Consider the following 20,166-nt stretch of genomic DNA (forward strand, 5'->3'; position numbering starts at 1 on the left):
AGTTGCTACTTGATTTTAGTATGGTGTAGCATAATAATTAAATCAACGTATGTAATACTTGGTTTAAAGGATATCATATCGATGTCGCTACATACGAATGAAGAAATTCACAGCTTACAGAGGAGAGATGAACTTGGAATTAAAAAATAGATCTGCTATTATCACAGGCGCCGGAAAAGGCATCGGCAAAGCTATTGCTGTCGCATTAGCCGCAGAAGGCGTCAATCTAGGTATTATTGCTCGGACTAGCGCTGATCTGGAATCGCTGCAAGCCTCGCTTGCAAGCACCTATGGCGTAAAGGTTATCGTTGCATCCGCGGATATTGCCGTTAAAGCAGAAGTAGACGGAGCTATTGCCGCCCTGAAAGAGAGCCTTGGCTCTATCGATATCCTCATCAACAATGCAGGAATCGGAACGTTCGGCACCCTGCTTGATATGGACCATGAGCAGTGGGAGCGCATTATCCAAACGAATGTGCTTGGCACCTACTATGTAACGCGCGCCGCGCTTCCGACCATGCTGGAGCAAAGCAGCGGAAGCATCATTAACATCGCTTCGACGGCAGGCGAGCGCGGCTTTGCAACCGGCTCCGCTTACTGCGCATCCAAGTTTGCGGTGATCGGCATGACCGAGGCGCTTATGCAAGAGGTTCGCAAGTCAAATATCCGAGTTACCGCGCTGACGCCAAGCACTGTCAACACCGAGCTGGCATCGAATGCCGGCCTCAAAATCGGCGACGAGGATCGCATGATGCAGGCCGAAGATATGGCTGAGCTTGTTCTCGCCGCGTTGAAGCTGCCAGACCGCGTATTTATCAAAAGCGCTGGCATTTGGACAACAAATCCGCAATAAGAAGTTTAACTCGCAGCCCCACGCCCTTACCCGGCGTTGGGGTTTTATATATTGACCGCTATACTGCGGAACAGAACCTCTGTTCACGCATTTCTCAGGAGGTTAATCTACGATGCCTATTCAAGATATTCCCTTTTCCATACTCGATCTCGCTCCCATTATAACCGGCGGGACACCGGCTCAATCCTTCCGCAACACGCTTGATTTGGCCCAGCATGCCGAAAAATGGGGCTATAAGCGTTACTGGGTCGCCGAGCATCATAACATGCCCGGCATTGCCAGCTCCGCGACTTCCGTTGTGATTGGCTATGTGGCGGCCGGCACAGAAAAAATCCGCGTCGGCTCAGGCGGCATCATGCTCCCGAACCACGCTCCGCTCGTTATTGCCGAGCAATTCGGCACGCTCGAGTCGATGTATCCCGGCCGGATCGATCTAGGCCTTGGGAGAGCGCCGGGGTCCGACCAGGTTGCAGCACGTGCGCTGCGACGCGGTCTTGGCAGCAATGGCGAGGATTTCCCGGAGCAGCTGAACGAGCTGCGCCATTACTTCAATCCAAGCGAGGAATCCCGAGGCGTTATGCCTAGAGCGGTTCCCGGCGAGGGTCTCAACGTCCCAATCTGGCTGCTCGGCTCCAGCGGCTTCAGCGCTCAGCTCGCCGGGCATCATGGGCTTCCGTTCGCGTTTGCCAGCCATTTTGCGCCGGACTTCCTGCTTCCGGCCTTAAAGCTGTACCGCGATAACTTCCGTCCTTCGGATGTACTCGCTATGCCTTATGCCATGGCCGGCCTGAATGTCATTGTCGCAGATTCAGACGAAGCTGCCGCATTTCTCGCTACCTCGCAGGAGCAAGCGTTCCTTAATCTGATTCGCGGGCGCATGGGACAGCTGAATCCGCCCGTGGACAGCATGGACGGACTCTGGAGCGAGCATGAAAAGATGATGGTGCGCAAGCAGCTCAGCTTCACGATTACCGGCACGAAAGCAACCGTCAAAGAAAAGCTGAACGCGATCATCGATCAGACAGGCGCTGATGAGTTAATTGTCGTCAGCCAAATCTATGATCATTCCGCTCGTCTTCGCTCCTTCGAGCTGCTGGCCGAAATTATTAACGAAGAACGCGCCTAAACCGCAAAACCTTAATCAAAGCGAAAACGACTGCATCCGTCCTTTTGGGAAAAAAGCTCGTTTCGTCGAGGTATACATGTAATGGCAGCAGCTAACGCGTAACCGCCGAAGCTGCTGCCTTTTCTATGCCCTTTTCCACGTCCTTTCCAATGCGTCATCTATTTCGTGTGTAGATTTGAGCCAATCCAGCTATACTAAGACAAGCATTTTTTAGGAGCGGATAAACATGGGGCATATCTTTGCGATTTACGCCAAGGATCTTCGCGGTATTTTTCGAAACAGCGCTGCTGCTATCATAATAATCGGTCTAGCCTTTCTGCCTTCCTTATACGCATGGTTCAATATCAAAGCATCCTGGGACCCTTACGGCCAGACAAGCTCGCTCGCCATCGCTGTCGTCAACAACGACGAAGGTGCCGTGCTCCGTGATACTCCCATCCATGCCGGGGACGAAATCATTGCCTCCTTGAAGGAGAACAAAAAGATCGGCTGGGTGTTTGTGGAGGAGAAGCAAGCAATGGACGGCGTGAAGCATGGCGACTATTATGCCAGCATTACCATTCCAGCAGATTTCTCTGCCAAAATGGCCACCGTTCTCTCCGACAACCTGCAGCAAGCCGAGCTCGACTACGCTGTTAACGAAAAGATTAACGCGGTATCGCCCAAAATCGCACAAAAGGGGGCAAGCGGCATTATTGAGGAGGTTCGGGCCAGCTTCGTTAAAACCGCCAATGAAACGATATTCCGCATCTTTAACCAAATCGGCGTGGAGCTTGAGGCGAACCAGCCTGCAATCGAGCAAGTGCGAAATACCGTGTTTAAGCTGGAAACGCTTATCCCGAAAATTAACGAAGCGGTATCCCTAGCAGCTAAGGATATCGAAAAATCAAAAAAAATCGTCAGCACCGTTCAAACAGAGCTTCCGAAGGCTGCTCAGCTTGCCAAGGATGGCGAGGCATTCACGAAGCAGCTTGGCCTTTTTTTCGATCAAAGCACATCGGCGCTCGATACCGCAGGTCCGCTTATCAAACAGGATTTGCAGCTGCTGCTCAAGACGGCTCATGCGATGGAGGAGCTCGCTGCCATTTTGCAGGATTCTTCGTTGGATCCCGCAGTAGTCCAAACGACACTCGAGCTTGCAAAGAAACGCCTAACCAGCGCTGTAGCCGTGACAGACGGGATGATTAATCTGCTTGAACGCTTGAACGATTTGGCCCCAAGCAAGCAGCTCACGTCTGCAATAGGGAAGCTTCAGCAAGTGAATAGCCGATTTCAGCAGCAGCTTACGCTTGTACAACAAATCCGCGCTGCAATCGAAAAAGGCGAGAAGCCCGCACAAACGCTAATTGATCGTCTAAGCGCCTTATCCAAGGAAGAAGCTGCGAATCTAACCGATGTGCTGAGCCGATATGATAGCGAGATATTGCCGGGCATCAAGCAAGCTGCTGATAAAGCGAAGCAAGCCGCGTCTAAGGCTGAATCGGTACTGGCGGAAGCAAACAAGGCCATTCCAAGTGTCGTCAAAATAGTAAAAGATGCGGCAAAGGGACTTGAGCTAGGTGGTCAGGAGCTTGCAAAGATTCAAGCAAATTTGCCGGAAGCCGAGCAAAGGATCAAGGCTTTTGCCAAGCAAATACGGGAGCTTGAGAAGGAAGGCAATTTGGAAGAGCTGATCGATCTGCTCAAAAACGATGCGGAGCGCGAGGGGGCTTTTTTTGCGGAGCCGGTCGTATTAAAGGAAAACCGCCTGTTCCCGATTCCTAATTACGGTTCGGCGATGTCGCCGTTTTTCACCACGCTGTCCCTTTGGGTCGGAGCACTTTTGCTTGTGTCACTGCTGACGGTGGACGTTCATCCTGCTGAGACTGCATACCGGAGCTATCACATTTATTTGGGCCGATACCTCACCTTTCTAACGATAGCCATTGTGCAGTCTCTCCTTGTTACGCTTGGGGACATTTGGCTGCTCAAGGCGTATGTCGCGGATCCGTTATGGTTCGTTCTGTTCGGTATCATTCTAAGCACCGTGTTTATGCTGATCGTGTATACGCTCGTGTCAATATTCGGCAATGTGGGCAAAGCGATGGCCATCGTTCTGCTTGTGCTCCAGCTCGCCGGTTCCGGCGGTACGTTTCCGATACAGGTGACGCCGCCCTTTTTTCAAGCGATTCATCCGTTCCTGCCCTTCACCTATGCGATCAGCATGATGCGGGAGGCGGTCGGCGGCATCTTGTGGGATATTGTGGCACGTGATTTGATCGTTTTGGCGGTGTTTGCCGGCGCCGCGCTTCTGCTCGGGCTTGCGTTAAAAAAATGGATCAACCGTTATACCGCCAAAATGTTGGAAAAAGCGAAGCAAAGCGGTATAATTCATTAGATGATCATTTGACTACCAGCCGCTTTCTATGAATAATATTAATAAATAGATAGATAGATAGAATAAATAGTGGCTAGGAGGAAATGAGATGTCCATCGTTCCACGTATTTTGGAGTTTAACAAGCAGTTTGTTGAGGAAAAGCAGTATGAGACTTATTTGACTGACAAATTCCCCGATAAGAAAGTTGCTGTTCTAACCTGTATGGATACACGGCTCGTAGAATTGCTGCCCAAAGCCTTGAATTTCAAAAACGGCGATGCCAAGTTTATCAAAAATGCGGGAGCCATCCTAACACAGCCCTTCGGCAGCGCCATGCGCAGCATTCTTGTCGCCGTATATGAGCTGGGCGCACGCGAGGTGTTCGTGATCGGCCATCACGGCTGCGGCATGACCAACTTGGATACGGAAGGCTTGGTCAGCAAATTTGTTGAGCATGGGATCGACCCGCTCGCCATAGAAACACTGGAAAACTCAGGTATCCGCATGGATAAATTTTTGAAAGGCTTTGCGAGCCCGGATGAAGGCGTTATGCACAGCGTCAAATTAATACGCAAGCATCCGCTTTTTCCAAAAGATATTCCGGTTCACGGTTTCATCATAGATCCCGGAACGGGCGCTTTGGATGTTCTCGTCCAGGATTACCGCGAAGAATAGAAGCTGCACTCATAACAAAAAAACGCACACTCTCAGCCCTAGACTTAGAGTGTGCGTTTTGTTATTTTATCGCGATATAAATATCGACTTCCGCATGCTCCGGGTTAAATGTTCGACCATCATACATCTCATAATCGCCCGTATACGCTCGCTCAAGCGAGGAATTCTGGAAATAAGCCCAAATCTCGCCCCATGCCTCCGCTACAACCTCATACACAGGCCCTTTCTTCGTCTTAAAGACGAGATACCTTGCCTCTGGCACCGCTGCCTGTACCAAGCCTGCCAGCATCTCATCCACAGCATCGCCGCCGCGTTCATGACCAATAAGAGTCGTATAGGCGCCGCTTGCACCATTCTCGTAATCGGTATACAGCGCATAGATCAAATGTCCGTTGCTTACCTGCGTCCGTTCTGAGATTCCGCTTCCGAAATAGGCATTCCACAATGCGGGCAGGCGTCCGTTCGGACCGGCCTCCTCCGCATTGGTTGTACGAGTTGTTACCCCGATAAGCGCAAGCGCTGGCTTGACTACGATTTGTTCTTTCATCTGTCGTTCCCCATTCCCTTTGGATTTGTTCTTAGTATAGCTAGGGAAACTGGACAGCTGTCTGTCTTAGTTCTCGTAACAGTCAATTATATTTTTGGCGCGCTGAACGATTTGCTCGGCTATATGGGCGGGCTGCTCTACCTTAACTTGATTGCCAAAGCTCAGCAGCATCCCGTAAAAAAATTCATCAACCAGCTGCTTGCCCCCTACGCGCACGGAGCCGTCCTCCAGCACAGAAATCTGATCCGGACGGAAAGCATCCGCCACGCGGTAGCGTACCTGCGGACGGAAAAGCAGCGTCACTTCGGTTTCGGCATTTTTCGACCATTCCGTATCCCAAGCATAACTCTCCAAGGAAGGTGAATCCCGGCGCTCGAAACGTTCCTCAAGCAAAGCATGCTTCTGCACGCGCGATAAACGAAAAACGCGAAATTGCTCACGAAGCATGCAGTAGGCCTGCACATACCATACATTCCCTTTTAAAATCAGCGCATAGGGCTCGATTACCCGTTCCGTCTCTGTGCCATTCATGTTTATGTAGCTTAATTGCACGCTCCGGGTTTCTTCTATAGCTTGTTTAAAGAGATTGACCTTAAGGCGCGCCGCAGGTCCCTGTCCCCAAGGATTTAGATCGAATACCAGACTTTCCTCGCTGCTGCCCGCCTGCTGCTTGTCCGATTTATGCAGCAGTGATTTGACCTTTTCATGGAGCTTGGCATATGCTGTATCATCCAATGCGGTCCTTATGCCTTTCACGGCAGCAATAATGGATGAAATTTCCACTAAGGATAAGTACTGACGCGATATCGTGTACTGCTCCATAATCTCGAAGCCGCCCGCCGTTCCTTGATGGGCAAATATCGGAATGCCGGATTGGCTCAGCGTATCCATGTCACGGTAGATGGTTTTGGTGGATACTTCAAAACGGTCGGCGAGCTCCTTCGCGCTTATTCTGCCGCGATTAAGAAGGAGCACGGTCATCGCTAGCAAACGATCGATTTTCAAACAATTTCCTTCTTCCTAACAGAGTATCTCTATATAAATCTTATTTCGGAAATGGGTCCGCTCTCAACGAAGCCTACATTTTTGTACACCTTGTTAGAGGCTGGATTTTTGATATCCGCATAGAGCATCGGTTCACGGTTCTCTTCCTCCAAAATCGAACAAAGCCCTGCAACGATTGCGCTTGCATAGCCGTTTTTCCGCAGCACCGGCGGAGTATACACGGCATTAATCCTTCCGTGCCGCGGAGAGCGGTATGCAATATTGGCCATAGCCACCGGCAGCTCGTCGACGGTCCAGAAATATAAATTGCCTCTCATCACCATACCTTCCGCAGCCGGAAGCTGGCTGGCAGGAATAACCGATGTTCCGTAAGCATCCTCGGAGAAGCCAGCCATAAATTCAGCTACGAGCTCCACATGCTGGCGCTCCGCTTTCATCATTTTCCCCTTTACTTTCATCGGCTTAGTCACCTTGGGGCAAGAATAGGCTTCCATCATCATATAAGCGTGGTATTTCAACTGATTAACCTCTGCATAAAGCTTGGCGAACAGCTCAGCAGTAGGCGGAGCGCCGCATATACCGGGCAGCACCGTTCCTTGATGGTACCCAATAAGCTCCTTCATCAGCTTCAACCTGTGTTCATCGGTAACATCCTCTGACAGCCATAGCCAAGCATTATGTCCCGGCGAGCCGGCGAACAGCATGCGCCCGTCGGGCGTTTTCAACGCGGTTGACCCCTCGATCGCAGTAATCAAATGAATTAAATTATATTGCAGCTCATCCCGCATAAATGGAAACTGGTTTAAAACATAATCATCAGCTTGCAGCTTCTCTAGCATATGATTTCTCCTCCTGCCAGCCGTTAAAGCTCACGATTAAGCATGGTTCGGCTAACTACTTTGTTCCATCCAATACCCATAAAACAAGTCGCTGTAACAAACAAGAAAATAAATAACATCCTTATTTTAGCAAAAAAACAACGGTTTGAGGCGGCTGTTGTTTATAACGGGACGTAAGCAGTGCGTTTACCATCCAAAATCCTGGTTTGTCATATCGGTATTCGCTCCAATAGCCGCCTTGCTTCCCTCTCCCGCTGCCACCACCAGCTGTGCAGGAACAATAATGGAGGAATCGCCAGCCGCATACACGCCTCTCACGCTGGTTCTTCCATAGTCATCAGTTATGAAGCCTCCTGCCTGAGTCATGGCACAGCCGAGCGATTCTCCGAACGAGGCTGCCTGATCCCAGGAAGGCGTGACGAACCCGCCCACGCGCTTGATTTCGCTGCCATTTTCAAAAACAACCCGGTTAAGCCTGCCATTCTCGCCTTCTAGTGCTTTGATCCTCTGGTGTGCCACTTGAATGCCCCTTTGTCCGAGCATCCCAATCTGCTGCGCGTTTAGGCTGTCCGCCCCATTCGTACATGCGAGGACATCCTTGCTCCAGTTATAGACGATTTTGGTCAACTGGAACAGATTCGAACCCTCCGAAATGACCATCAGCGGTTGATCCCGCAGCTCCCAGCCGTCACAGTAAGGGCAGCTGAATAAGCTTTTACCGTAAAAGTTTTGAATGCCGGGGATTCTGGGCAAAGACTCCTTCAGCCCGGCTGCCAAGATGACAGTACGAGCCTCGTACGTGACACCGTTGCTTGTAGTCACCTGAAATCCTGCCTCACTATGTCTAACCTCGGTCACTTTATCCGGCTTAATGGTCACCGACGGGTAACTCGCAATATCCAAATGGGCTAATCTGCGAAGCTCGCGCGGTTCGATGCCGTCTCTCGTAATAAAGCCATGGGACTCACGGGTAACCGCGTTTCTAGGTCTGTTGTTATCAAATACAATGACATCCCTCCGTGATCTGCCGAGCACAAGCGCAGCGTTTAAGCCTGCCGGCCCGCCGCCAATAATGGCACAATCCAGCCTCATATGGTTCGCTCCTCTATCCCCGTAAGTTGGAAAGCTTATCATTCCTTCTAAATATAAAAAAGAATTGCTTATCCTTATTCGGCTAATCGTGGAAGGATGCATATATTGAAGCGATCCTTTGCATTCTATTAAAATTTTGTCGAAATATAAGGTATTTTGAACCATTTTAATAGTACAAATTGGTAAGTCATGCTAAGATAAAAGTACTACATTATAAGCACGGATTACATATTATTATGACTTTTTGTTTACCCAGGCTTTTACTTTAGGAGGGTGCCACTTGGCGAATAGTCCATTACAGAAGAAGCCTTCTTCTTCCCGCGAATCTATTAAATCAACACCCGGCCAGCCTTCCGTCACGGCGGAACGCTCCCCAAGCGCCGCGTCGCCTTCAAACGTGCTCCAGCTGCAGCATACAGCAGGGAACCGGGCAGCGCAAGCTAGCGTCAAGCAGCTCAAGGATGGCGAAGCACCGGCAGCCGGGGGCTCACAAGCGATTATCAGTTGGCTGAAATCAGAAGCCTCCAAGGATAAGAAAGCCGATTTGTTCGGCTTCTTCGAAAGACTTAGCACTATGGAACAGAAGATCGCCGCGAATCTATTTGCTGGCGGCAGCGGCGCTCCCTCCTTAAGCAAAGCGAAAAAACACATTACCGGCTTTACCGGGCGCAGCGTCGATTGGGATAAGTTCTCCACAATTGTGCGGACGGTCAAAGGCAATAAAACCAAGAATTACAACGAAGACCAAGATCGTGACTACGTTACTTACGCCACAACAGGTGCTGCCGCCTCTGTCGGCGCCTCAAGCGCTGCAGCTACAGGCGTCAGCGAATCGCAAAACCTGGTGGCAGGCACGACCCACGCCGGAGCTCTCGGCGCTGTCACCGATATCGGGCCTGCGTCCGCGATGCTTAGCGGCGTCACAGCCGGTATGCAAATCTATAACGCTACTCAAAATCATGAGGAAGCATTAAGCACCCATGATAAATATCAAAATATCGGCGCCGAAGGCGGGGCTGGCGTTGCTGACTTGGCTCGCTTCGGCGCAACCAGCGTCGTCAATACGCAGAAATTTATGGGTGCTGCCGTCAGTACCGCTGCTACCGCGGCAGCCGGCGCTGCCGGCGTTGTCGGCGGAGCAGCCTACCTCGCAGGCGGCGTAGCCGGCGTTTACACGCATGGCAAGCGCAAAAACAATCTCGAAAAGCTCGAAAAGGAAACGGCCGGCAAGGACGCAAACCTTAACCTAGCGGCTAACATCGGGGCCAGCACGCAAGAAATCAACCGCAAAAAAAGCGCAGCTACTGCGCTTAAAGGCGCAGCCATGATTGTCGGCGGCGGGCTTCTGCTTGCCAGCGCTGCCACGCCTGTCGGCTGGTTATTGCTTGGCGTTGCAGGCGCAATCGGCGGTATTGCCGCCATCTATAAATTTTATAAGAAACGTACGCGCAAGGAAGAAATCGTTGATCGCTTCCTTGGGGTGGATAAGAAGGTTGCCGAGCTTCAAGCGGCTGATCCGCAGGCCAAACCCGACAAGTCCGTCATTCGCGGCAGCTTGCTCCAGCAAAACGGCTTTAACTCTGTTGGTCAATGCTACAGCCAGATCATTACCGATCTCGCTCATACCGTTTACAAGAAAGGCGTCCTAGAATCCGATCCGCAGTATATTACCTTAATCAAAAATATCGGCCTAACGCCTGATTCTAAGAAGAAAACACCAAAAGTCGATCTGATTGCGAAAAAGCTGCACACTTAGCTGCAGCCGGGAGGTATATATGACAAACTTTTCAACTGGCCCAAACCGTCTGCTGCTATTACTGGAGACCGACTATCAAGCCGAAGGCTTTCAAACCGGCTGGGCGGAGCCCACATCCGACGATCCGTTCCGCTCGCTCATTGTCCAGTTTGATGAGATTGGCGAGGAAGCGCGGGACATACAGCTGGAGCTTTGCTTTCTTCCGAACATGGAGGACGCCGAGGCTGCGGGCATTTGTATTTTGCAAGCCTTCGTTACGATTGCAGAAGAGGTTTCCTCTGCTTATCACGGGGAGCTTCTCCGCTTAGCGGCAAAGCTGAATACGATTCTGACTCTTGGCGCATTCGGATTGTTTGAAGACACAGGCGTGGTTTATTTCAAGCACAACTCGCTCCTTCTGTTAGGTAACGAGGACGTATCCAACGTCACAGCCATCGACACGCAAAACGGGCTTATTCTTCACCTTCATCAGCTTTATATGGAGGCATTTCTCAAGGTTGCAACAGGCGAGGCATCTGCCGATGATATACTGGAAACGCTCACTCTGTAGCCGTTTCGACCGTTTGCTGCTAGATTAATATCTTCTCACATACGTTTCCGCCAATCGACAATTTTCTGCTCGGATTGTATAATTCTGTTGTTCCTTCAAAAAATAACGGTGGTGACGATTATTTTATACGCACTCTCTCTAGTGGTTTCCTTTGCAATCGTTTATTTCTTGATACCGCCCTTTGGCAGGCTGGCTTTCCGTCTTGATTTTGTGGACAAGCCTCGCAAGGACGTTGAGCGTAAGCTTCATCGAGAGCCGATTCCGCTCACGGCAAGCTATGTGATCTTCATTGGATTTTTCCTTACGTATTTGCTGGTCACCAGGGATTTCTCCTTGCAGACCGGCGCTATTTTTGCAGGGGGCGTGCTGCTGCTCATCATTGGTACGGTCGATGATTGGTATAAGACAAAGGGCAAGGACTTCCCTTCGCTTCCCAAGTTTATTGTGCAAATATCAGCTGCGGTGCTTGTTTATGCCTCCGGCATTTCCTTCACCGGATTTTACAACCCGTTATCAGGCGAATATGTACTGCTTCCTGTCATTTTGCAATTTTCGCTTACGATTTTATGGATATTCGGCGTTACGACGGTCATTAACTTCTCCGATGGCATGGACGGGCTCGCTGGCGGACTTTCTGCAATATCGGCCGTCACGCTTTTTGTTGTTGCCATTGCAAAGGGTCAATCCAACTCCGCCATTATGGCCATTATTTTAGTCGGGGTCACCATTGCCTACTTACGATACAACAAGCCGCCGGCCAAAATATTCATGGGTGACGCCGGAGCTACCTTTCTCGGATTCATCTTAGCGGTTATCGCGCTGGATGGCGCTTTTAAGCAAGCGACCGTCATGTCGTTGTTCATTCCGATTTTGGCGCTGGGCGTTCCGATCTTCGATAATTTGTTCGTCGTGGTGAGACGGATGCTGCAAGGAAAAGCGATCTATCAGGCTGATGCCAGCCAAGCGCATTACCGCCTGCTCCGGGCGGGCTTAAACCATAAGCAGGTCGTTATGTTTCTCTGCTTAATCAGCACCTGTCTATGCTTATCCTCTATTATTTTGCTGCTTGTACAGATTTAAAGCTAGCCGGTACAGCAAGCTGTATAGCTGAGTGTCAAAGGCAGCTCAGAATAAAACCTAAACTCATTAACAGACGGTTTGAAGAGGCTGTCCTTAAAGGCATATTGCCTTAGGGACGGCCTCTTCGCTCGTTTACCCTTCATTTTGAGCAATAAAAAGACAGTGCTGCGGGCCAGTTCCACTGTCCATAATACGAATCCGCGATGTCGAGCCGTTTAATCCACTCCGCCGCATGGCGTCCGTTCTCATCCGTCAACATCACGTCTGCCTCAGCCCTGTTATATTTCACCCAAGCCAGCATCGAATGCAGCGCAATTGGATTGTAAGCGCCATGCTTCTTAGACGGCTTCGTGATTAGCTTCTGCCTGCCGTTCTCCAGCTCCACCCTGACTAAATAAGGATATGCGGCTTCGGATAAGCCGATCCCTTCCTTTGATTCGACCGCTCTCGACACGACCATATGCGCCAAACCCTGCCACGCAAAAGCTTGATCGACAAAACCTTTAGGCGTATATTCAGCCGCTTTCTCCGTGGTCACCGCCAGCACCCTCAGCTGTTTATTCCTTGTTGCCTCGCGTCCAACTCCGGCAATATAGGCTAAATGGTCACCGCGGTCTGCCCATTCAAACCACTGCGCATTATTCACCATTTCGTCCAGTGTCCGAAATACGACGCCATCCGCTGAAACGACGCACAGCGTATTGCTATCGGCCGATAAAGAAGCCGTCGGCGTAGCCAGAAATGCAATCCAACGGCCGTCAGCAGACCATTTGAACACGCTTGTCCCAACTGCAAAAAAATCATCCGACTGCTTTGGCAGCACGTGAATCGTTATATATTGACTTATATCTCCCAGTACTTTAATCGGTATCCGGTAAAGAATGATCGGCGTCCAGCCATCTGGCAGAAGCTCGGACTGCGAGGACGCAAAGAAGCCATCGCCGCTTGGCAGCCATGAGTAATTGCCGATTCCATCAGCTGTTCCAAGCGGTTTATTAGGGCTTCTTGCATCGACATATTGCAGCTGTCCGTTCATTTGATAGGCCAGCTTCTCTTCACTAGGCGACCACTGGAAACGAGATCCGCCCTCCGGATGGACAAGACTGCTCCTAGCTGTACTCAGCTCCATCACCCAAAGCTCCTTTTCGAATTCTCCCTTCGTATAAGCGAGCCACTTCCCGTCAAACGACCACCTCGGATTTCGGATAAAAGGTCCGCCGGCCAGCTTCTTCTCTTGGTTATTTTTTTTTATCCAAAGATCTCCGTTCCGCACAAAAGCGGCAATAAGCTCGCTGTCCCCCTTTACAGCCTCAGCGTCTTCCGTACCTCCTGCCATCCAAACCAAAGCAAACAACAACAAGGCCAACCCTATTTTCAAAGATTTCACGTGTTCTGCCTCCTCCGAAAAATCACATTAAGGTTACCGTTCCCTCCAGCCGCCGAATCATACTTCTTTTCACTCGCAGCCTTCCATTTTGTTGTTTCTGGTTGGATACCGGTTTGTAACTGTTCTGTTACGAATTTTTTCGTCTTTCACTCTATAATTGCTATTACAACGATTTATCATCCAGAGGGGCTGAACATCATTTTTTCCATCCGTATCCACACTAACCGCTGCTTGTCTCACGATCTTCGTCTAACCCGCCATGCTGCAAGTCTCCCCATCCCGTGTTGCGAAGGAGGAGTATGCCATGCCTAAACCAATCGGCAACAGCGGCCGATATATGCCCGGGCTCGATGGCCTGCGCGCGATTGCTGTTCTCGCTGTTATCGCCTATCATCTAAACCTCAAAGCCGTGCCGGGCGGTTTGCTTGGCGTGAGCATGTTTTTTGTCCTCTCTGGGTATCTCATTACCGACATCTTGCTTAAACAGCTGGGCCAAAAAAAGTCGATTGATTTAAAAACATTTTTCATCCGCCGCGCTAGACGGCTTCTGCCTGCCATGTTCCTCATGATCGCATTTGTTTCCCTATGGCTAATGATCAGCGATACCGACAGACTCTTTTCTCTAAAAGGAGATATCGGCTCCGCTTTACTCTATATAAGCAACTGGTGGCTCATTTTTCATGAGGTCTCCTATTTCGAGAGCTTCGGTCCCGAATCCCCATTCGGGCATTTATGGTCGCTCGCGGTCGAGGAACAATTTTATCTCGTATGGCCGCTCGTATTGATCGCTGTCATACGCTTCGTTCCAAAACGCGGCATGCTCACCTTATGGACGCTTGCGGCAGCCGCAATCTCGGCCGGCGCAATGGCGCTGCTCTATCAGCCTGGCATGGATCCAAGCCGAGTTTATTACGGTACGGACACGAGAGCGTTCGCTCTCCTTATCGGTGCGGCGCTTGCCGTCGTCTGGCCGAGCTGGAAGCTTTCCGCATCGGTTTCCGTCCGCGGCCGACTTCTTTTGGATACCGTGGGAACGGCTGGTTTGATTATTATTTTGTTTATGATCGCTCAAACCGGCGAATACGATGCTTCACTATACCGCGGCGGCATGGTGCTGCTCGCCATAGCAACCGCGGCAGTCGTCGCTGCGATGGCGCATCCCGCAAGTAAACTTGCACAGCTCATCGGCAATAAATTTCTTGCGTGGATCGGCGTCCGCTCCTACGGCATTTATTTGTATCACTATCCGATTATCGTATTGACTACACCTACTGCAGAGATCGGTGAGCTCCAACCTGTACGCGCTCTTATTCAAGTCGCTCTTACCTTTGTTCTTGCGGAGCTATCCTGGCGGTTTGTGGAGGAGCCGATTCGACATGGCGCGCTGGGCAAGCTATTCGCCTTGCTTAAGAAGCAAGCTCTGCGGCTTAGCCTGCCGCAATTTCGTAAATCAACGTCTTATTTCGCGGGCATCGTGCTTATTGTTTCCTGCGTGTCCTGCACAAGCAGCGTCGATTTGCAATCTGCAAACAGCAACGGCAGCGATATGGGCACGGTTAAGCCCGGCCATTCTAATGAGGCAGCTGCATTGCCTAATACGGAAGAAAATGTGGAGGCCGGCCAAGGAGGAACGGTTACCCAGCCTGATTCGAATGGGCAAGATAAACCGACTCCAACGTCAACTTCGACATCAACGCCGACTCCGACTCCGACGCCTGATGCCCCCGCTTCATCCGCAGGGAAACCATCAGAAAAACCGGGTTCAGCTGCAGTAGGCAGCACAAAACAGCCAGATACCGGCACAGCGGGAGGCAAACCTGTAACCGATACAACAACGGATACGGAAACAGCGGGCGGCAGCAGCGGTTCAGCTAAGCCTTCGGATGGCAACGAGCCTGACGCTTCCAGCAATGTAAGTAAAATTACGGCAATTGGTGACTCCGTTCTGCTAGATGCAGGTCCCTATCTTGAAAAACGGCTGCCCGGCATCCATATAGACGGCAAGGTTGGCAGACAGTTTTCTCAAGCAGAGGAAATTATTAACGAGCTGAAAAGGAAAAGCAAGCTAGGCGACAAGGTCATTATCGAGCTTGGCACAAATGGGGCCTTTACTGACAAACAGATGAATGCGCTGCTTGATGCAATCGGAGAAGAACGCGAAATTATTATGGTGAACACGCGCGTACCGCGCAAGTGGCAGGATGCCGTAAATAAAATGCTAGCCGAAACGGCCAAAAACAATAAACACGTGACTGTCGTGGATTGGTATTCCGCAAGCAAAGGAAAAGAGGATTTCTTCTCCAAGGACGGCGTACACCTGAAGACGCATGGCGCGGAGTTTTATGCGGATTTGCTGGCTGATGCTATTTGAGAATACATTTATGAGGGTATTTTTTTGCTGGGCTGCTCCCAGATTAAATGATCTCGCACACTTTCCCATGTAGCAGGAATTTCTCCTGTTACATGGTTGGTATTAGGCTGAGGTCTATACTTAACAGAAATTTCTCCTGTTATATGAATGGTATTGTGCTGCGGTCTATACTTAACAGGAATTTCTCCCGTTACATAGTTAGTATGATGCTGCAGCGTTCACTTAGATGGAATTTCTCCCGTTAAAGTACGCGTTCTTAAGTGAAAACCGCCAATCGATACGAATTAACATGAGGTATTCCCGTTATATTCTATAAATACGAATAAAACGAATAATTAACGTGAGATTCTCCTTCTAAATTAAAAGCTGCATAGCATCCTGCTGACGTTAACGGATTTATAATCCAAGCCTACACGGCGGTCGCCGTCCTCCATAGTAAAAGCTGTTGTTTTGCATAGATAGAAATGCACATCTATTAGTGGTAACTTATTAATTCGCATCTAAAAAAAAGGAGCAGTTGAGCGCGATTCCATTCACATCGCTCTCAACTGCTCTGTCTTATTTACCTACCCGAAGCTCAAACAACCTCGCGGTTCTCACGTCTTGCAAGCTAACCTCCAGCATGCCTTCCGCTTCATGCCAAACCATTTCAGTGCCATGTGATTCGGCAGGATACGCGCACCGCGTCTCCAGCTGCTGTTCCTTCCACCTTGCAAGGGGCAGCTTAACCGTAGGAGAGCTTCCTTTAATGCGCCACACGGCCAAATAAATCCGGTCCTCATGGCGCAGGCCATAGCTGATCCAGTCATCCTGCTGTGTCGGGAGGCCGAGCGGCCAAAACGGCAGCGCTGCGGAAATATCGCCGCGAATGATTTTATAATAGTCCAACGCTTCCTTGACCAGCACTCTTCGCCGAGGGCTAAGCTCCGCCAAATGACCGCTCTGGTGAACCCGCAGCAAAAGGGCATTGACCATGTTGAAAATAACTTCCTCATCGTCTCCCTCGCGCAGCGGATAGGACCAAATGGCCGATTGCTCTGGGGTTAATACAGCCGGTGAGCTCGCAGCAATCGCCGCGTATTTCACGTAATCCTCTTGGTCGCTTGTCGATTGAATGCTATGCCTGCTCAGCATCGCATAGTCCATGCGCATGCCGCCGCTAGAGCAGTTCTCAATAACCAGGTCCGGATACTTGGCGAACGTTTTGTCGAGCCAGCTTAAATACGCGCGGTTATGCTGAAGCAGTCCATCCCCATAGCTGTCGGCATCACTTTCTGTTCCAATGCCGGCATTGATGTTGTAATCCATCTTGATGTAGCCGACGCCGTAATCCTCGACCAACCGCCGAATGACCTCGTCCGCATGCGCAATTACCTTCGGATTACGATAGTCGAGCTGGTAACGGCTGCGGTCCTTTAGCCGCTTGCCGTGACGCATGAAAAACCAGCTGTCATCGGTCTCTGCCAGCTTCGGACTATTGATGCCCATCACTTCGAGCTCCAGCCATAAGCCGGGAATCAAACCTTTGCCGCGAATGTAATCCAGCACATACTTGATGCCCTCCGGGAATCGCTCCTCAGAAGGCAGCCACTCGCCAACGCCGTCCCACCATTCGCCCGGCGCATACCAGCCCGCGTCGATACAGAAATATTCGCAGCCCACATCGGCGGCGGCATCAATAAGCGGAAGCAGCTTCTCGGTGGTAGGAGCACCCCATAGGCAGTTCATATAATCATTGAAAATAACCCGCAGCAGCTGGTTATCCTCATTCGGTCTCCGAATTCGTCTGCGATACGTCGTCAACTGCTCGATGGACTCTTCGAAGCCGCCTTCAACCGAACCAATGGCAAGCGGCACCGAGACAAATTCCTCGCCTGGCGCAAGCTTCAGCCACCAGTGATTGTCATGCTCTGTCGGACCGCTGATGAGCACGGTCAGCAAATCAGACTGTTCAATGATTTCCCAGTGCCAGGAGCCGTTATGCTCAATTTGCCAGAACAAGCTTGTTCCTGCTTCCTCATTTTGCAGAACTGCCATCGGAATATGCTCCGCCGCTGACCATGAGCCGGTATTGCTGCAGGATACGCGCTTGGAGCCGCGGTCAATCAAATGCGACATACCTAGCTCCGGAAGCTTGTAAGAGCGCCATTGCAGCTCGCTTTGCCAGCCGTTATGCGCCAAGTGGAGCCTCATTTTTTCATCGCGGTCCTGCTGGCCTTCCTTATCGAGTCCGGTTAGCGCGAAAGAGGACACATATTCCACCTCTGCATCCGAAGCTCCCTCATTCTTTAACACCGTCCAGCTGCGAACCGTTTGTAAGCCATCATAGAACTGAAAATGCTGAACGGCTTTTAATCCCGTGACCTCATCCCGCAATGCAAGCTCCAGCTTGCGTCCCCCTTCATTGCGAGAATCCTCATGCGAATCATATATCATTCTCAGTCCGGGATAAGAAGCACGATGCGTACGCCCGTGATACTCCGCTCGGTCTTCGCCCGTTAATTGCAGCTCCAGCAGCCGAAAACCCGGCTTTTGCTTCTCTTCAATAATATCCTCAGCCAAAGGCTGTGCTCCAAAATGGAGAAACAGCACATCGCCGCTTTTGGTAATCTCAAACTGCAGGTGCAGCCCGTTTTCTACGATTTCAATAAGTTTACTCATCGTGCATCCCCATCCTTAACCGCCATTTTTTCTGCCCTAAAAACAGCTTAACTCAGCACTGTAAAAGTGCTGAGTTAAGAAATTGCCTATTGATAGCCTTACTCTGCAGAACCGAATTGAACCCAAGCTTTCTGAATTTCGTCAATGGCTTGGTCTTTCGTTTTGCTGCCGCCGATGTAAGCTTGCATCAACTCACCAAACTTTTGGTGGAACGTATCTAGAGAGTAGTTAACCGACAAATCGCCGGATTTTTCTGTTTTCAAAATCTCTTCCATTTGCTTCGGCATATCCAGCTCAGGAAGCGGAGCATCCTTGATTGGAGGAATAACCTTCGCTACGCTGGAGAACCAGTTTTTACCGTAGTCGGAAGTGTACAGCCAGTTGAAGAATTCAATTGTTTCTTTCGCTACTTTAGAATCTTTGTTAATGCGAAGCGCTTGGTCCGCACCAGTTACGAGCAGTGTTTGCTCTGCTTTCTCGCTTACAGGGTAACCAACGATGCCAAGCTCAAAATCTGGCGTAATTTTTTTGATTGCTTCTTCATCCCATGCGCCTTTGCCTGTCATGAATGCTGCTTTGCCCGAAGCGAAGTCACTTACTTCAGCATTGCTGTCACGCTCAAGCGGTTTGTTCGTGCCATGCTTTACAGTCGTATCGATGAAGCTGAAGAAGTTATCTTTCAATACAGGATGGTCATTGAACGTTGTGTCGCCGGCAATAAATTTGCCAACCAACTCTTTCGGCGTGATGCCTGCATCTTCAGCAGCCGCATTCACGAAGTTTTGGAAAATATGCTTCCATACCCACCACTCTTTATAAGCATTGGCAAACGGCGTGATACCTTTTGCTTCAAGCTTCGCGATCGCATCCTCCATTTGGGAGGTTGTTTTCGGCACTTCGGTAATGCCTGCTTCCGCAAGCAGTTTTTTGTTATAAACCATGTTCATCAGATTGCCTTTGACCGGGAAGCCAAGCACCTTGCCGTCTTTGGAGCTCATGTTGATTTTGACAGAATCGGTCATTGCAGCCGCAAGCGGCTCGTTAGTCAAATCCGCGCTGTATTCAGCAAAAGTGTCGATATCTCCGCCCGCAGTCGTTTGGAACACGTCCGGCGTGCTGCCTGCAGCGATTTTCGATTTTAGAACCGTATTATAGTCGGCTTGCATAATTTCTAGATTGATTGTAACGTTTGGTTTTACTTTTTTGTATTCTGCGATGTATGCATTGAAAGCGTCTGTGTATTCTGGAGAGGCAGTAAACATATTGATTGTGACTGGCTTATCCGTGGCTTCCGTATTATCACCGGTATTTGTACCCTCGTTGTTGCCTGTCGTATTGTTCTTGTCGCTGCCGCAAGCAGCCAGTATTCCGATAATCAGCACTAGGCTGACGGACAGTGCCAGAAATCTTTTAATCATTGTAATGCCCCCATTTCCTTCATTGATTGTGGTCTACGATGCCTATTTTAAAGAAAAAGAAATAGGATAAGAATGTACATAAGTGAATAGTTAAGGGTAAAAAAGTGTCATGCTGCATGCAGTTCACTTTTTAACTGTTCACTTCGAGGACCGATACTCGGTTGGCGATAACGAATAATAGTTGCGGAATGCTTTGCTAAAATAGTTCTTATCCTTGTATCCCAGCATTTCCGAAATATCTTGGATTTTCAGGTTTGGATCGTCCAGCAGCTCCTTCGCCTTGTACATTCGAACCCTCTGTACATACTCATGAATCCCAAAACCGAACTGCTGCTTAAATAGTTTCATCAAATATTCCCTGCTCAAAAAATACTTGTCCGCAAACATTGAAATTTTGATTTCCTCAAAGTAATGATTGTCGATATAGGTTTTAATATCCCCTACTTCAA

Annotated in this window: 16 protein-coding genes; 8 read left to right on the forward strand and 8 right to left on the reverse strand. The window is 49.9% G+C overall.

Features of this window, described 5'->3' with window-relative positions:
• The first annotated feature begins 133 nt into the window (after positions 1-133).
• The 4 genes from AC1DLI_RS07665 (at position 134) to AC1DLI_RS07680 (ending at position 5,011) form a co-directional block, all read left to right on the forward strand.
• On the forward strand, positions 134-853 hold the full coding sequence (locus tag AC1DLI_RS07665; RefSeq protein ID WP_477601141.1) for a 3-ketoacyl-ACP reductase: 720 nt from the start codon (positions 134-136) through the stop codon (positions 851-853).
• A gap of 112 nt (positions 854-965) precedes the next feature.
• Positions 966-1,979: an LLM class flavin-dependent oxidoreductase gene (locus AC1DLI_RS07670; RefSeq protein ID WP_477601143.1), complete on the forward strand. Its 1,014-nt coding sequence runs from the start codon at positions 966-968 to the stop codon at positions 1,977-1,979.
• 226 nt (positions 1,980-2,205) lie between these two features.
• Positions 2,206-4,356: a YhgE/Pip domain-containing protein gene (locus AC1DLI_RS07675; protein ID WP_477601145.1), complete on the forward strand. Its 2,151-nt coding sequence runs from the start codon at positions 2,206-2,208 to the stop codon at positions 4,354-4,356.
• A gap of 88 nt (positions 4,357-4,444) precedes the next feature.
• Positions 4,445-5,011, forward strand: coding sequence for a beta-class carbonic anhydrase (locus AC1DLI_RS07680; RefSeq protein WP_477601147.1), 567 nt, complete (start codon positions 4,445-4,447; stop codon positions 5,009-5,011).
• A gap of 61 nt (positions 5,012-5,072) precedes the next feature.
• Here AC1DLI_RS07680 and AC1DLI_RS07685 read toward each other — a convergent pair whose 3' ends face one another.
• From AC1DLI_RS07685 to AC1DLI_RS07700, 4 genes are all read right to left on the reverse strand, one after another.
• Positions 5,073-5,558, reverse strand: a complete 486-nt coding sequence (locus tag AC1DLI_RS07685; protein ID WP_477601149.1) for a GyrI-like domain-containing protein — start codon at positions 5,556-5,558, stop codon at positions 5,073-5,075.
• 66 nt (positions 5,559-5,624) lie between these two features.
• Complete coding sequence (locus AC1DLI_RS07690) at positions 5,625-6,563, reverse strand: helix-turn-helix transcriptional regulator (protein WP_477601151.1); 939 nt, start codon at positions 6,561-6,563, stop codon at positions 5,625-5,627.
• A gap of 29 nt (positions 6,564-6,592) precedes the next feature.
• Entirely contained in the window at positions 6,593-7,402 is an 810-nt protein-coding gene (locus tag AC1DLI_RS07695) for a GNAT family N-acetyltransferase (protein ID WP_477601153.1), read from the reverse strand.
• 186 nt (positions 7,403-7,588) lie between these two features.
• The gene (locus tag AC1DLI_RS07700; RefSeq protein ID WP_477601155.1) at positions 7,589-8,494 is read right to left on the reverse strand and encodes an NAD(P)/FAD-dependent oxidoreductase; all 906 of its coding nucleotides are present in this window, start codon (positions 8,492-8,494) and stop codon (positions 7,589-7,591) included.
• A gap of 280 nt (positions 8,495-8,774) precedes the next feature.
• Between AC1DLI_RS07700 and AC1DLI_RS07705 the strand changes: the two genes are divergently transcribed.
• From AC1DLI_RS07705 to AC1DLI_RS07715, 3 genes are all read left to right on the forward strand, one after another.
• On the forward strand, positions 8,775-10,250 hold the full coding sequence (locus AC1DLI_RS07705; RefSeq protein WP_477601157.1) for a hypothetical protein: 1,476 nt from the start codon (positions 8,775-8,777) through the stop codon (positions 10,248-10,250).
• A gap of 19 nt (positions 10,251-10,269) precedes the next feature.
• Positions 10,270-10,800 (forward strand): type III secretion system chaperone family protein, encoded by a 531-nt coding sequence (locus tag AC1DLI_RS07710; protein WP_477601159.1) that lies wholly within the window; start codon positions 10,270-10,272, stop codon positions 10,798-10,800.
• A 111-nt stretch (positions 10,801-10,911) separates the two neighbouring features.
• A complete protein-coding gene (locus AC1DLI_RS07715) occupies positions 10,912-11,880 on the forward strand; it encodes an MraY family glycosyltransferase (RefSeq protein WP_308999303.1) in 969 nt (322 codons plus the stop codon).
• 139 nt (positions 11,881-12,019) lie between these two features.
• On the opposite strand, the gene AC1DLI_RS07720 is transcribed toward AC1DLI_RS07715, so the two are convergent.
• Positions 12,020-13,267 (reverse strand): TolB-like translocation protein, encoded by a 1,248-nt coding sequence (locus tag AC1DLI_RS07720; protein WP_477601161.1) that lies wholly within the window; start codon positions 13,265-13,267, stop codon positions 12,020-12,022.
• A 304-nt stretch (positions 13,268-13,571) separates the two neighbouring features.
• Between AC1DLI_RS07720 and AC1DLI_RS07725 the strand changes: the two genes are divergently transcribed.
• A complete protein-coding gene (locus AC1DLI_RS07725; RefSeq protein WP_477601163.1) occupies positions 13,572-15,638 on the forward strand; it encodes an acyltransferase family protein in 2,067 nt (688 codons plus the stop codon).
• Between the two features lie 558 nt (positions 15,639-16,196).
• Here the strand turns inward: AC1DLI_RS07725 and AC1DLI_RS07730 are convergent.
• The 3 genes from AC1DLI_RS07730 to AC1DLI_RS07740 form a co-directional block, all read right to left on the reverse strand.
• Entirely contained in the window at positions 16,197-18,299 is a 2,103-nt protein-coding gene (locus tag AC1DLI_RS07730) for a glycoside hydrolase family 36 protein (protein WP_477601165.1), read from the reverse strand.
• A 98-nt stretch (positions 18,300-18,397) separates the two neighbouring features.
• Positions 18,398-19,717, reverse strand: coding sequence for an ABC transporter substrate-binding protein (locus AC1DLI_RS07735; RefSeq protein ID WP_477601167.1), 1,320 nt, complete (start codon positions 19,715-19,717; stop codon positions 18,398-18,400).
• Positions 19,718-19,855: 138 nt separating this feature from the next.
• A partial coding sequence (locus AC1DLI_RS07740) for a helix-turn-helix transcriptional regulator (protein WP_477601169.1) occupies positions 19,856-20,166 on the reverse strand: 311 nt, incomplete at its 5' end.

This window comes from Paenibacillus sp. 01T443, from assembly GCF_056398325.1.